This is a genomic window from Streptomyces africanus (assembly GCF_030816955.1).
Classification (GTDB): domain Bacteria; phylum Actinomycetota; class Actinomycetes; order Streptomycetales; family Streptomycetaceae; genus Streptomyces; species Streptomyces africanus.
The window spans coordinates 1,897,023-1,910,589 of sequence record NZ_JAUSYP010000001.1 but is presented as its reverse complement, the minus strand read 5'-3'; the positions used below and the strand labels follow the sequence as shown (position 1 = coordinate 1,910,589).

Annotated in this window: 15 protein-coding genes; 8 read left to right on the top strand and 7 right to left on the bottom strand. The window is 70.1% G+C overall.

Going from position 1 to position 13,567, the window contains the following annotated elements; all coding sequences use genetic code 11:
- Nucleotides 1-3: 3 nt before the first annotated feature.
- A complete protein-coding gene (locus QF034_RS08965) occupies nucleotides 4-777 on the bottom strand; it encodes an IclR family transcriptional regulator (RefSeq protein WP_020277261.1) in 774 nt (257 codons plus the stop codon).
- Nucleotides 778-909: 132 nt separating this feature from the next.
- On the opposite strand from QF034_RS08965, the gene QF034_RS08960 reads away from it, so the two are divergent.
- The 5 genes from QF034_RS08960 (at nucleotide 910) to QF034_RS08940 (ending at nucleotide 5,567) form a co-directional block, all read left to right on the top strand.
- A complete protein-coding gene (locus QF034_RS08960) occupies nucleotides 910-2,439 on the top strand; it encodes an aldehyde dehydrogenase (NADP(+)) (protein ID WP_307174422.1) in 1,530 nt (509 codons plus the stop codon).
- Between the two features lie 107 nt (nucleotides 2,440-2,546).
- Entirely contained in the window at nucleotides 2,547-3,155 is a 609-nt protein-coding gene (locus QF034_RS08955) for a DUF1349 domain-containing protein (protein ID WP_307174421.1), read from the top strand.
- A 9-nt stretch (nucleotides 3,156-3,164) separates the two neighbouring features.
- The gene (locus QF034_RS08950) at nucleotides 3,165-3,629 is read left to right on the top strand and encodes a GNAT family N-acetyltransferase (RefSeq protein WP_307179837.1); all 465 of its coding nucleotides are present in this window, start codon (nucleotides 3,165-3,167) and stop codon (nucleotides 3,627-3,629) included.
- A 76-nt stretch (nucleotides 3,630-3,705) separates the two neighbouring features.
- Nucleotides 3,706-4,419 (top strand): DsbA family oxidoreductase, encoded by a 714-nt coding sequence (locus QF034_RS08945; RefSeq protein ID WP_307174420.1) that lies wholly within the window; start codon nucleotides 3,706-3,708, stop codon nucleotides 4,417-4,419.
- 95 nt (nucleotides 4,420-4,514) lie between these two features.
- Nucleotides 4,515-5,567, top strand: a complete 1,053-nt coding sequence (locus QF034_RS08940; protein ID WP_307174419.1) for an aminotransferase class V-fold PLP-dependent enzyme — start codon at nucleotides 4,515-4,517, stop codon at nucleotides 5,565-5,567.
- 63 nt (nucleotides 5,568-5,630) lie between these two features.
- Here the strand turns inward: QF034_RS08940 and thpD are convergent, their stop codons facing one another.
- The 6 genes from thpD to QF034_RS08910 all read right to left on the bottom strand — a co-directional run bounded on the left by thpD (nucleotide 5,631) and on the right by QF034_RS08910 (nucleotide 10,893).
- Entirely contained in the window at nucleotides 5,631-6,542 is a 912-nt protein-coding gene (gene thpD, locus QF034_RS08935) for an ectoine hydroxylase (protein WP_307174418.1), read from the bottom strand.
- 6 nt (nucleotides 6,543-6,548) lie between these two features.
- Nucleotides 6,549-6,947, bottom strand: coding sequence for an ectoine synthase (locus QF034_RS08930; protein WP_020277268.1), 399 nt, complete (start codon nucleotides 6,945-6,947; stop codon nucleotides 6,549-6,551).
- A 43-nt stretch (nucleotides 6,948-6,990) separates the two neighbouring features.
- Nucleotides 6,991-8,262 (bottom strand): diaminobutyrate--2-oxoglutarate transaminase, encoded by a 1,272-nt coding sequence (gene ectB, locus QF034_RS08925; RefSeq protein WP_307174417.1) that lies wholly within the window; start codon nucleotides 8,260-8,262, stop codon nucleotides 6,991-6,993.
- A 52-nt stretch (nucleotides 8,263-8,314) separates the two neighbouring features.
- A complete protein-coding gene (gene ectA / locus QF034_RS08920) occupies nucleotides 8,315-8,821 on the bottom strand; it encodes a diaminobutyrate acetyltransferase (protein ID WP_086562433.1) in 507 nt (168 codons plus the stop codon).
- 338 nt (nucleotides 8,822-9,159) lie between these two features.
- A complete protein-coding gene (locus QF034_RS08915; protein WP_307174416.1) occupies nucleotides 9,160-9,699 on the bottom strand; it encodes a DinB family protein in 540 nt (179 codons plus the stop codon).
- A gap of 93 nt (nucleotides 9,700-9,792) precedes the next feature.
- Nucleotides 9,793-10,893, bottom strand: coding sequence for a pyridoxal-phosphate-dependent aminotransferase family protein (locus tag QF034_RS08910; protein WP_307174415.1), 1,101 nt, complete (start codon nucleotides 10,891-10,893; stop codon nucleotides 9,793-9,795).
- 187 nt (nucleotides 10,894-11,080) lie between these two features.
- Between QF034_RS08910 and QF034_RS08905 the strand changes: the two genes are divergently transcribed.
- Genes QF034_RS08905 through QF034_RS08895 form a run of 3 tightly spaced genes read left to right on the top strand, consistent with a single transcriptional unit; the run spans nucleotide 11,081 to nucleotide 13,547 of the window.
- Nucleotides 11,081-11,926, top strand: coding sequence for a transporter substrate-binding domain-containing protein (locus tag QF034_RS08905; protein WP_307174414.1), 846 nt, complete (start codon nucleotides 11,081-11,083; stop codon nucleotides 11,924-11,926).
- Nucleotides 11,923-12,759 (top strand): amino acid ABC transporter permease, encoded by an 837-nt coding sequence (locus QF034_RS08900; RefSeq protein WP_307174413.1) that lies wholly within the window; start codon nucleotides 11,923-11,925, stop codon nucleotides 12,757-12,759. The genes QF034_RS08905 and QF034_RS08900 overlap by 4 nt, the downstream gene beginning before the upstream one ends.
- Nucleotides 12,756-13,547 (top strand): amino acid ABC transporter ATP-binding protein, encoded by a 792-nt coding sequence (locus QF034_RS08895; RefSeq protein WP_307174412.1) that lies wholly within the window; start codon nucleotides 12,756-12,758, stop codon nucleotides 13,545-13,547. Before QF034_RS08900 ends, QF034_RS08895 begins: the two co-directional genes overlap by 4 nt.
- Nucleotides 13,548-13,567: the final 20 nt, after the last annotated feature.

The following is a 13,567-nucleotide window of genomic DNA, read 5'->3' as shown; positions in this document are numbered from 1 at the left end:
GCCTCAGAGCCTACGGGTGGCCAGCGTCAGCCGGTCCCGCGCGTCGAACAGCGCGTCCTTGACCAGCTGTTCGTGCGCCGGCGTGAGCCGCGCCACCGGCACCGAGCAGCTGATCGCGTCCCGCGCCGGCGTGCGGTACGGGATGGCCACGCCGAAGCAGCGCAGCCCCAGCGTGTTCTCCTCGCGGTCCACGGCGAAGCCCTGCTCCCGGACCTGGGCCAGCTCCTCGATGAGCTTCTCGCGGTCGGTGATCGTGTTCTCGGTCAGCGCGGGCAGGGTCTCCGGGAGCATCTTGCGGACCTGCTCGTCCGAGTAGGTGCTCAGCAGCGCCTTGCCGAGGGACGTGGAGTGCGCGGGCAGGCGGCGGCCGACCCGGGTGAAGGGACGCAGGTAGTGCTGCGACTGGCGGGTGGCGAGGTAGACGACGTTCGTGCCGTCGAGGCGGGCGAGGTGGATCGTCTCGGTCGTGTCGTCCGAGAGCCGGTCCAGGGTCGGGCGGGCCGCCGCCACGACCTCGTCGCCGTCGATGTAGGAGGTGCCGACCAGCAGGGCCCGCACCCCGATGCCGTACCGCGTGCCCGTCGCGTCCGTCTCCACCCAGCCCAGCTCGACGAGCGTGCGCAGCAGCATGTAAAGACTGGACTTGGGGTATCCGACGGCCTCCTGGACCGCCGCGAGGGAGTGCATACCGGGACGCCCGGCGAAGTATTCCAGCAGTTCAACCGTTCGTACCGCGGACTTGACCTGCGCCCCGCCGCCCGTCTCGCCAGCCGACATCGCCCTTGACCCCTTCGTTGGACGGGAAATAGTCTCCACAGCATATTCATCATCAGAGACAGCGTTCAGTATATCGAACGTCCCTGGTGGATGACCCAGTACTGCGGCATTACATGTGTGGAGGGACCCGCGGTGGCAGCAGCACCAGTCTGGAGTGTCGACCCCCGAACCGGGAAGCAGCGTGAACAGGTTGCGGTGGAGGCCACAGCCCAGGAGGTGGACGCCGCCGTCCGTGCCGCGCAGGAGGCGCGTGGCTCACTCGCGGACCGTACCGTCCGCGCGGCCTTCCTGCGCAGCGCCGCCGAGGAGCTTCAGGCGGCCAAGGACGGACTCGTCGAGACCGCCGACGCCGAGACCGCGCTCGGCCCGGTCCGGCTGACCGGCGAGCTCGCCCGCACCTGCTACCAGCTGCGGGCCTTCGCCGACATCGTCGACGAGGGCGCCTTCCTCGACGTCGTCATCAACCACCCCGACGACACCGCGACCCCGCCGATCCCGGACCTGCGCCGCTACAAGGTGCCCCTGGGTGTCGTCGCCGTCTACTCGGCCTCGAACTTCCCCTTCGCCTTCTCCGTCGCCGGCGGCGACACCGCGAGCGCCCTCGCGGCCGGCTGCCCCGTCGTGGTCAAGGCGCACCCTGACCACCCGGCCCTGTCCGAGTACGTCGCGAAGATGCTGCGCCGTGCCGCCGCCCGGCACGACATCCCCGAGGGTGTCGTCGGGCTGGTGCACGGCTTCGAGGCGGGCATCGAGCTGATCAAGCACCCGCTGGTCACGGCGGCCGGCTTCACCGGTTCCGTGCGGGGTGGGCGCGCGCTGTTCGACGCGGCCGCCGCGCGTCCCGTGCCGATCCCCTTCCACGGCGAGCTGGGCTCGCTGAACCCGGTCGTCGTCACCGAGGCCGCCGCCGCCGAGCGGGCCGAGGCGATCGGTGCGGGCCTCGCCGGCTCGATGACGCTGGGCGTCGGCCAGTTCTGTGTGAAGCCGGGCCTCGTCCTCGCGCCGTCCGGCGCCGCCGGTGACGCCCTGCTGAAGTCGCTGACCGACGCCGTCAGCGACACCGACGCCGGGGTCCTGCTCGACCACCGCATGCGCGACAACTTCGTGGCCGGTGTCGCCGAGCGCGCGCAACTGCCCGACGTCGACTCCCCGGTCACGCCCGGCGCGGGCGGCGAGCACACCGTCAGCGCGGGCTTCCTCACGGTTCCGGCGAGCAGGCTGGCGGCGGAGGGCGAGCACGACCTGCTCCTGGAGGAGTGCTTCGGGCCGGTCACCGTGGTGGCCCGCTACGAGGACGAGGCCGAGGTGAAGGCCGTGCTCTCGCGGCTGCCGGGCAACCTCACGGCGACGGTGCAGCTGTCCGAGGAGGAGGCCGCGGGCGAGGGCCGGGGCGCGGAGCTGCTGCAGGAGCTGACGCCGCTGGCCGGGCGTGTGCTGGTGAACGGGTGGCCGACGGGGGTCGCCGTCGCGCCGGCGCAGCATCACGGTGGGCCTTACCCGGCTACGACGTCGACGTCCACGTCGGTGGGGGGTACGGCGATCGAGCGGTGGTTGCGGCCGGTTGCCTACCAGAACGCTCCGGAGGCGCTGCTTCCTGCGGAGCTGCGGGATGAGAACCCCTTGGGGCTGCCTCGGCGGTTCAACGGGCGACTTGAGCGTTGATCGCGTAGCGCCGTAGGGGTGCGGGTGATCTGCGGGCTGCCGGTTGGTTGTGGTTGATCGCGCAGTTCCCCGCGCCCCTGGAGGTCGGACCTGAAAGACTTGGCCGAATGGATCTCGAACTTCCCGAACTTCCTTTCGCCCTGCGCTCTTACGGGCCCGAAGCCCACTGGTCCTATGAGGACGGGGTGCTCACCGGGTGGGCCGGTGCTCGGCAGGATCGGTTTGTGCCGCCCACCGGGGAGGGGCTGGACCCCGCCTCCGACGCGCCGAGGCTGCTGGGGGCGCCCGAAGGGGACTTTCAGCTGATCGCCCGGGTCACGGTCGGGTTCGGTGCGGCCTTCGACGCCGGGGTGCTCTACGTCCATGTCGGCGAGCGCGCCTGGGCCAAGCTCTGTCTGGAGTACTCCCCGGACGTGCCCACCGTCTGCACGGTGGTCACCCGGGGGCACTCCGACGACGCCAACTCCTTCGCCGTCGACGGCAGTTCCGTCTGGCTCCGGGTGAGCCGCACCGGCCGCGCCTTCGCCTTCCACGCCTCCCGCGACGGCGAACGGTGGACCTTCGTCCGCCTCTTCACCCTCGGCGACGAGAAGGAGACGGGCGCGGCCCTGATCGGCTTCATGACCCAGTCGCCGATGGGGGAGGGCTGCGTGGTGACGTACGACCACATCGAGTTCAGGCCGCACTGGCCGAACGACCTGCGCGACGGCAGCTGAGGCCTGGTGGTGATCCGTACCGTCCTGCCGGACGAGGTGGAGGACGTCGTCGCCCTGCACGCGCGGGCCCGGGCGACGTACTACCCCGGCGGGCTGCCGCAGGACGGCACCGACTGGCTCGCCGCCTGGCGGAGCGCCCTCGTGCGACCGGACGGCCAGGTGCTGTGCGTCGTCGAGGAGGGCCGCATGGTCGGCCTGGCTTCCTTCCGCACCCCCGAGGGCGCCCCGGCGGACACGGTGAAGCTGTTCCAGTTCCACGTCGACCCCGGCCACTGGGGCCGCGGCGTCGGCAGCGCCCTGCACACGGCCTGCGCCGAGGCGTGGACCTCCGACGGCAAGCGCACGGCCGTTCTCGAGGTGCACGTCGACAACCGGCGGGCGCAGCGGTTCTACCGGCGGCACGGGTGGGTGCCGGAACCGGCCGAGCCGGGGGATCACCACCTGACGATGAGGCTCCCCCTGACCGCGGAATGAAACCGGCTGCTTGAATGTTCACCAACTCGGCGGAGGGAGCCTCCGCGCCCCGTACGAGCTGGAGAGAGCCGAAGACATGCGCGTCGAGATCTGGAGCGACATCGCCTGCCCCTGGTGCTACGTGGGCAAAGCCCGCTTCGAGAAGGCGCTGCGGGACTTCCCGCACCGCGACGAGGTCGAGGTGGTGCACCGCTCCTTCGAGCTGGACCCGGGTCGTGCCAAGGACGACATCCAGCCCGTGATCACGATGCTCACCAGGAAGTACGGCATGAGCGAGGCGCAGGCCGAGGCCGGTGAGGACAACCTGGGCGCGCAGGCCGCCGCCGAGGGGCTGGACTACCGCACCCGGGGCCGCGACCACGGCAGCACCTTCGACATGCACCGCCTGCTGCACTTCGCCAAGGAGCAGGGGCACCAGGAGCGGCTGCTCGACCTGCTCTACCGGGCGAACTTCGCCGAGGAGCGCTCCGTCTTCAACGACGACGAGCGGCTCGTGGAGCTCGCCGTGGCCGCCGGGCTGGAGTCGGAGGCCGTCCGCGCGGTGCTCGCCGACCCCGGCGCCTACGCCGACGACGTCCGCGCCGACGAGCGGGAAGCCGCGCAGCTCGGCGCGAGCGGTGTGCCGTTCTTCGTGCTGGACCGCAAGTACGGCGTCTCCGGCGCCCAGCCCGTGGAGGTCTTCGCCCAGGCCCTGACCCAGGCGTACGGCGAGCGCTCGCCCCTGACGATCGTCGACAGCGGGGACGCGGACGCGTGCGGGCCGGACGGCTGTGCGGTGCCCCAGCGCTGAAGCCGCAGGTCGGGGCGTATGTATAAGCGCCTCTTAGCGACATCACGCAGAAATCGGTAATGGACGGGGAGATCCAGGGGACGCAGAGTGGTTCCATGGAGACCTTCGAGAATCTCGTCCGTGCCGAGTTCGCCCCGAAGCACACCTACCTCAACACCGCGAGCAACGGGCTCCTGCCCGCCCGTACCGTCACCGCCCTGCACCAGGCGGTGCGGATGCGCGCGGAGGGCGTGCCCCTGGGGCCCCTGTACGAGGACGTCGAGGCGGCCCGCGCGTCCTTCGCCCGGCTGGCCGGCGTGCCGGCCGAGCGGGTCGCCACCGGAGCCTCGGTCGCCGAGTACGGCGGGCTGATCGCCGCCTCGCTGCCCGAAGGCGCCGAAGTCCTCACCGCGGAAGCCGACTTCGCCTCCCTGGTGAACCCGTTCCACGCGCGCGGCGACCTCAAGGTGCGCGCCGTGCCCCTGGAGCGGCTCGCCGAATCCGTCCGCCCCGGCACCGCCCTGGTCGCGGTCAGTACCGTCCAGTCCGCCGACGGCCGGCTCGCCGATCTGCCGGCCGTGCGCGAGGCGGCGCGGGCGCACGGGGCCCGCACCTACGTCGACGCCTCCCAGTCGGCCGGCTGGCTGCCGATGGAGGCCGACGCGGACGACTTCCTCGCCGCCGTCGGTTTCAAGTGGCTCCTGGGACCGCACGGAGCGGCGTTCTTCGTCGCCCCGCGGGACTTCGGCGGGCTCACGCCGCTGCTCGCCGGCTGGGTCGCCGGTGAGGTCCCCTGGGAGAGCTGCTACGGCCCGGTCGAGGAACTCGCCCATTCCGCACGGCGCTTCGACATCAGCCCCTCGCTCTTCAGCTACGCCGGGCTGCGCGCCTCCCTGGAGCTGCTGGAGGAGATCGGCATCGACGTGGTGCACGCACACGACGTCTCCCTCGCGGACCGCTTCCGCGTCGGGCTCGCCGAGCTGGGTCACGCGCCGGTGCCCGCGCCGGGTTCGGCGATCGTGTCCGTGCCGGGGCTCGGCCAGCGGCAGGGCGAGCTGAGCCGGGCGGGCATCGAGGTGTCCGACCGGGCGGGGAACCTGCGGGCGGCGTTCCACCTCTACAACACCACGGCGGACGTCGACCGGCTGCTCGAAGTCCTGGCCGCATGACAGAACCGGGTGGGGCCTCCCGTCCCACACGAGGAGGCCCCACCCGGCAGCTTCGTCACACGGTCACTTCACCGGCGTGAAGTCCCGCGCCCCAATGAACTCCGGACGCCGCACCGGCGCCGCGAACGGCTCCACCGCCGTGTTCTCCACGCTGTTGAACACGATGAACACGTTGCTGCGCGGGAACGGCGTGATGTTGTCGCCGGAACCGTGCATGCAGTTGCAGTCGAACCACGTCGCCGAACCGGCCTTGCCCGTGAACAACTTGATGCCGTGCTGCGAGGCCAGCAGGGTCAGCGCCTCGTCCGACGGCGTGCCCGCGTCCTGCATCTGCAGCGACTTCTTGTAGTTGTCCTTCGGCGTGGCCCCCGCGCACCCGAGGAAGGTCTTGTGCGACCCCGGCATGATCATGAGCCCGCCGTTGGTGTCGTAGTTCTCGGTCAGCGCGATCGAGACCGACACCGTGCGCATCCGCGGCAGACCGTCCTCGGCGTGCCACGTCTCGAAGTCCGAGTGCCAGTAGAAGCCACTGGCCCCGAAGCCCGGCTTGACGTTGATCCGCGACTGGTGGACGTAGACGTCCGAGCCGAGGATCTGCCGCGCACGGCCGACGACCCGCTCGTCCCGCACCAGCCTGGCGAACACCTCGCTGATCTTGTGCACCTCGAAGACCGAGCGGATCTCCTTGGACAGCGGCTCGACGATCGACCGCTCGTCGGCACGGATGTCCGGGTCGTTCACCAGCCGGTTGAGCTCGTTCCGGTAGACGGCGACCTCGTCGTCGGTGATCAGCTCGTCGATCGCGAGGAAGCCGTCACGCTCGAAGGAGAGCAGGTCGGCCGGCGCGACCGGACCGGGCGCGTCGGGGGCGCCCCAGACGACCGGGTCCTGGCGCGGGGTGAGCACCTCGGTGGCGCCCCGACTGGGATAGAGGTCGGGGATACCGGTGGTGGTGGTGTCGGTGGTGGCGGTCATGAAATGTCACACCTCCTCGGTGAGCAGCGGGTAAACGCCGTTCTCGTCGTGGTCCTCCCGTCCGGTCACGGGCGGATTGAAGACGCAGAGGCAGCGGAAATCCTTCTTGATCCGCAGCGTGTGCTTCTCGTGCCCGTCCAGGAGGTACATCGTGCCGGGCGTGATGGTGTACGACTTCCCGGTCTCGCGGTCGGTCAGCTCGGCCTCGCCCTCCACGCAGACGACGGCCTCGATGTGGTTCGCATACCACATCGACGTCTCCGTACCCGCGTACAGGACCGTCTCATGCAGGGAGAAGCCGACCTTCTCCTTGGCGAGGACGATGCGTTTGCTCTCCCACGTGCCGGACGCCGACTTCACGTGCCGGTCGGTACCTTCGATCTCCTTGAACGAACGGACAATCACGGTGCTGCGATGCCTCCTTGATGGGGTGGTGCCGGTTGGTTGGTCAGGCGGTCTCGCGGACGGCGCGGGCCAGCATCGACAGGCCCTCGTCCAGTTCCTCGGGCGTGATGGTCAGGGCGGGAAGCAGTTTCACGACCTCGCTCTCCGGCCCGGACGTCTCGATGAGCAGCCCGAGCTCGAAGGCGCGCTTGGCGACCTTGCCCGCGCGGTCCTTGTCGTGGAACTCCATACCCCACACCAGGCCGCGGCCCCGGTACTCCTTCACGTCGGCCAGGTTCTCCTCGGTGATGGAGATCAGCGCCTGCTCGACCTGCTCGCCGCGCTTGCGGGTCTGCTTCTCCATCGCGGAGCCGTCGGCCCAGTACGCCTCCAGGGCCGCGGTGGCCGTGACGAAGGCCGGGTTGTTGCCACGGAAGGTGCCGTTGTGCTCGCCGGGCTCCCACACGTCGAGCTCCGGCTTGAACAGGCACAGCGACATGGGCAGGCCGTAGCCGCTGATCGACTTCGAGACGGTGACGATGTCCGGCACGATGCCCGCCTCCTCGAAGGAGAAGAAGGCACCGGTACGGCCGCAGCCCATCTGGATGTCGTCGACGATCAGCAGCATGTCCTGCCGCTCGCACAGCTCGGACAGGGCGCGCAGCCACTCGGGCCGGGCCACGTTGATGCCGCCCTCGCCCTGCACGGTCTCGACGATCACGGCGGCCGGCTTGTTCAGGCCGGAGCCCTGGTCCTCCAGCAGCCGCTCGAACCACAGGAAGTCCTCGACGGTGCCGTCGAAGTAGTTGTCGAACGGCATAGGCGTGCCGTGCACCAGCGGGATACCGGCGCCGGCCCGCTTGAAGGCGTTGCCGGTCACGGCCAGCGAGCCCAGCGACATGCCGTGGAAGGCGTTGGTGAACGACACGATCGACTCGCGCCCCTTCACCTTCCGCGCCAGCTTCAGCGCGGCCTCCACGGCGTTGGTGCCGGTCGGGCCGGGGAACATGACCTTGTACGGCAGGTCACGCGGGCGCAGCAGCAGGTTCTGGAAGGCCTCCAGGAACGTGCGCTTGGCGGTGGTCGACATGTCGAGCCCGTGCGTGACGCCGTCCCGCTCCAGGTAGTCGATCACGGCGCGTTTCAGGACGGGGTTGTTGTGCCCGTAGTTCAGTGACCCGGCTCCGGCGAAGAAGTCGAGGTACTCATGGCCGTCCTCGTCGTACATGCGGCTGCCCACCGCACGGTCGAAGACGGTGGGCCAGCCGCGGCAGTAGCTGCGTACCTCGGACTCGACGGTCTCGAAGACACTCAGGTCGGGCTGGGTGATGGTCACGACGAATCGCTCCTCGGTGCGTGGGGGAAGTCTGCGGGAGTCAGGGGGAAAGTCAGGGGGCCAGCGGGCCGATGCGGTACAGGACCTCGGGGTCGTGCGGCCCGTCGGGGAACACGGCCGTGTCGAACAGCACCTCGCGCTCCAGCCGGGCGCCGTGCCGCTCGGCGAACGACGTGAACAGGCGCTCCGAGGCGGTGTTGCCCGGGGTGATGGTGGTCTCCACTGTCGTCACCCCGCGCTCGGTGGCGGTCCGGGCGACCAGACCGTCGAGCAGCGTGGCGGCCAGCCCGCGCCCGCGGTGCGCCTCGTCCACCGCCACCTGCCAGACCAGCAGGGTGCGCGGGCTGTCCGGCCGCACGTACCCGGTGATGAAACCCATCGGCTCGCCGTGCTCGTCACGCGCTACGGCCGACGTGGCCGCGAAGTCGCGGCACCACAGCAGATAGCTGTAGGACGAGTTCAGGTCGAGAACCTTCGAGTCCTTCGCCATCCGCCAGAGTGCGGCTCCGTCAGCCACCGTGGGGCGGTCGATTTGCGGATCTGCTTGTACGGCAGTCATGCGAATTGAACTTACCCAGCGAAAATCGAAATTGCATCGCCGAGAGGGGTTACGGATGGGCCGGGTCTGTGTTATCGCGCGAGCGCGAGGCTTCACATCTCATGGCGGCAATATGCCCGGTATTGCCCGGGTAATACCGGGCATAGCGGTCACGATGTGTAACGCGTCACAGCCATGTAATCCCCACGAGATCTGCCCGAATTTCCTCTCCGAGTGTTCTCAAAATCTTTGGGTTTAGGATCGGAGAAAGCGGGCAGAAGAATACGGGAAGCTGTTCTTGAAAGAATTCTTAATTGTGTGCCAGCTTACATATGGGTCGCTTCGGAATCACGTGCAATTCAAGCCCCGGTCACTCCGTCGATGCGTTCCCGCAGGACATCGGCGTGACCGTTGTGCCGTGCGTACTCCTCGATCATGTGGATCAGCACCCAGCGCATACTGACCTCCATCCCGGGCACCGGCCCCTCGGCGACCCGCCCGATGTGGTCCAGCGGCAGCCCGGCGCACAGCTCCCGGCCCCGCGCGATCTCCCGCCGCCAGACCCCGAGCGCCTCGTCGAGCCCCCGCCCGGGGTCCAGCGTGTAGCCGGTGCCGTCCTCGTACACCGGTGGCACGTCGAGGCCGGCGGCCACCCGCTGGAACCAGTTCCGCTCGACCTCGGCGAGGTGCTGCACCAGCCCGAGCAGCGTCAGCGCGGACGGTTCGGCCGACGCCGTCCGCACCTGCGCGTCGTCCAGCCCGGCGCACTTCAGCTCCAGCGTGGCCCGGTGGAAGTCCAGCCAGCTCTCGAGCATGGCCCGCTCGTCACCGGTGAGGTGCGGGATGGGACGGCCGTCGGGAAGGGTGTGGGGGGCGCCGGCGGGAGTGTCGGTAGTCATGCGGGGAGCATGGCACGGACCACTGACAGCGACGGCGGAACCGGGCCACCGCCCGGCGGTGGACCCCGGCTGCCGCCCGGCGGCGGGCCCCGGCTACCGCCACGCCTCCTCGGCCGCCCGCAGTGCCCCCGCCACATCCACCGACAGCCCCGCCTCCGAGAGCGCGGCCCCCAACGCCGCCAGGCTCGCCCGCACAGCCCCCGGCGTCGCATCGGCCCCGTAGTGATTGACCCGGATCATCTCCTTGGCCAGCGCACCCCCGCCGGCGGCCAGCGGCACCGCCGGATCCGCCTGAAACGCCCTGGCCACCAGCTCCGACGCCACGACCCCGGACGGCGCCCGGAGCGTCGTCGCGACGGGCGCCGCGTCCCGCGCCTCGTGCACATACGGCTCCAGCCCGCCACCGAGCGCGACCGCCCCGGCCCGCGTGGCCGCCGCGGCACGGGCGTGCCGGGCCATCACGGCGTCCGGCCCCACCGCCTCGATCCGCTCCACGCACGCCTCCAGCGCCAGCATCTCCAGCTGCGCCGGAGCGTGCAGCAGCGCCTTGCGGCCGCCGTCGATCCACCGCTCCTTCCAGTCGAGCAGCGACAGATACGAACGGCGCGGCGCCCCCGGGTTCGCCACCATCCGGGCCCAGGCCCGCTCGCTCACCGACACGGCCGACACCCCCGCCGGCCCGCCCATCGCCTTCTGCGCCCCGATCACGCACAGATCCACGCCCCACGCGTCCGGCAGCACCGGCTCGGCACCGATCGACGCCACCGCGTCCAGGTAGAACAGGGCCCCGTGCGCCCGCACCACCTCGCCGATCTCCGCGACCGGGTTGGTGTTGCCGGTCGCCGCCTCCGCGTGCACCAGCGACACGAAGTCGATCTCCGGGTGCTCGGCGAAGGCCTGCCGGATCTGCTCGGCCGTGACCGCCGTGTGGAAGGGCACCGCCAGGTCGACCACCGTCGCCCCGCAGTCCCGCAGCCAGTCGCCGAAGGTCTGTCCGTACGGGCCCGTGATGACGTTCAGGGCCGTCGTGCCCGGACCGGCCGCGGCACGGATCGCGCCCTCCAGCGGCAGCAGCGCCTCGCCCTGCATGATCACGACGTCCTGCTCGGTGCTCAGCAGCCGGGCCACCCGGTCCTCGATCGCGGCGAAACGGTCCGCACCGAGCGGGGCCAGGTCCAGAAACGGATGCGTCACGGTGGCACTCTCTTCACGTACGGGGACTACTCGCGGGAACAACGGGAACGAGCGTAACCGCCGCGCCCCGGCCCGCTGCGACCGGCGACTTCCCAGGTCCGGCGGCTCCGCAGCCATCGGATTGTTTTGAGGAGCCCAAACTTCTCCTTATGATCAGAACCCACAGTTCACTCACAGGAGGCTCGCCGTGAACACGCACCCCGGGCACCGGGCCCGCATCCTGGCCGCCACCACCGCGACGGCCGGGCTGCTGCTCGTGGCCGGCTGCACCTCCACCGACGACGGCGGCAGCGGCAAGAAGACGGCCGCGGGCGGCGTCGAGCTCGTCAAGGCGGGCAAGCTCACCACCTGCACCCACCTGCCGTATCCGCCGTTCCAGTCGGAGATCGACGGCAAGGTCCAGGGCTTCGACGTGTCGCTGATCGACCTGGTCGCCAAGGACCTGGGCGTGCAGCAGGACATCGTCGACCAGCCCTTCGAGAACTTCAAGACCGGCGGGTCCCTCAACGCCGGCCAGTGCGACCTCGCCGCCGCCGGCATGACCATCACCGAGGAGCGCAAGAAGAACGTCGACTTCTCCGACCCGTACTTCAACGCCACGCAGGCCGTGCTGGTCGACAAGAAGAGCGGCATCGGCTCCTTCGCCGCCCTCAAGGGCAAGAAGCTCGGCGCCCAGGCACAGACGACCGGTGAGGACTACGCCAAGAGCAAGGGCCTCGACCCGGTCTCCTTCGAGTCCTCCGACGCCGTCCTCAACGGCTTGCGCACCGGCCAGGTCCAGGCCGTCGTCATCGACTACCCCGTCGTCCAGGGCTGGCTCAAGGACAAGGCCAACGCCGACGCCTTCAAGGTCGTCGACAACCTCGAGACCGGCGAGCAGTACGGCTTCACGGTGAAGAAGGGCAACACCAAGCTCCGCGCCGCCATCAACAAGGCGATCAAGGACGCCCAGACCGACGGCACGTACAAGAAGCTGTACGAGCAGTGGATCGGCCCCTACGACGAGTCCGCCGCGTCGCCGGCCGCCTCATGACCGACACCGCCACGCCCGGGGTCCAGCCCAAGAAGAAGGGCCTCACCCGGCGGCAGAAGCGCAGCCTCTCGCGCGGTGTCCAGTACGCCGTCTTCGTCGGGGCCGTGATCGCCTTCGCGGTCTCGGCGGACTGGGGCCGGCTCCAGAACCAGTTCGCGCAGGCGGACATCGCCGAGCGCATGTTCCCGGACGTCATCACGCTGGCGCTGAAGAACACCGTGCTCTACACGGTGACCGGCTTCGCGGTGGGGCTCGCCCTCGGCATGGTGATCGCGCTGATGCGGCTGTCCTCCGTGGGCCCGTACCGCTGGCTCGCCGGGATCTACATCGAGATCTTCCGCGGCCTGCCCGCCCTGCTGATCTTCATCTTCATCGGCGTCGCCGTGCCGCTGGCCTTCCCCGGCACCGAGATCGTCGGCGGCACGTACGGCAAGGTCGCTCTCGCGCTCGGCCTGGTGGCCGCCGCGTACATGGCCGAGACGATCCGCGCCGGCATCCAGGCCGTGCCCAAGGGGCAGCTGGAGGCGGCCCGTTCGCTCGGCTTCTCGCCCGCGCGGGCCATGATCTCCATCATCATCCCGCAGGCGTTCCGCATCATCCTGCCGCCGCTCACCAACGAACTGGTGCTGCTGTTCAAGGACTCCTCGCTGGTGCTGTTCCTCGGGGTCACCCTGGAGGAGCGCGAACTGTCCAAGTTCGGCCGGGACCTGGCCAGCCAGACCGCAAACTCCACGCCGATCCTCGTCGCCGGACTCTGCTACCTGCTGGTCACGATCCCGCTCGGCTTCGTCGTACGCCGCATGGAGGCGAAGGCCCAGGAGGCCGTCACATGAGCCGACCCGAGATCGAGGTACGCGCGCTGCACAAGTCGTTCGGCGCCAACGAGGTGCTGCGCGGCATCGACCTGGAGATCGGCCGGGGCGAGGTCGTCTGCGTCATCGGCCCGTCCGGCTCCGGCAAGTCGACGCTGCTGCGCTGCGTGAACCTGCTGGAGGAGCCGACCAAGGGCCAGGTGTTCGTCGGCGGTACGGAACTGACCGACCCGGACGTCGACATCGACGCCGTACGCCGCCGCATCGGCATGGTCTTCCAGCAGTTCAACCTGTTCCCGCACCTCACGGTGACCGAAAACCTCACGCTGCCGCAGCGCCGGGTGCTCCGCCGCGACAAGGCGGCGGCCGCGCAGGTGGCCGCCGAGAACCTGGCGCGCGTGGGCCTGTCCGAGAAGGCGGCCGCCTACCCCTCCTCCCTCTCCGGCGGCCAGCAGCAGCGCGTCGCCATCGCCCGGGCCCTGGCCATGGGCCCCGAGGTGATGCTGTTCGACGAGCCGACCTCGGCGCTGGACCCCGAACTGGTCGGCGACGTCCTCGCGGTGATGCGCATGCTCGCCGACGAGGGAATGACGATGATGGTCGTCACCCACGAGATGACCTTCGCCCGCGAGGTCGCCGACCGGGTCGTCTTCATGGACGACGGCGTGATCGTCGAGGACGGCACCCCCGAGCAGGTCATCGGCAACCCGCGCCACGACCGCACCCGCCACTTCCTCTCCCGCCTCCTCGACCCCGCCATGGCCGAGGTGGAGGAGGAGACCTCGGACCAGGTGGGCAAGGCCGACTAGCGGCTGGCTAGGGTGCCGTA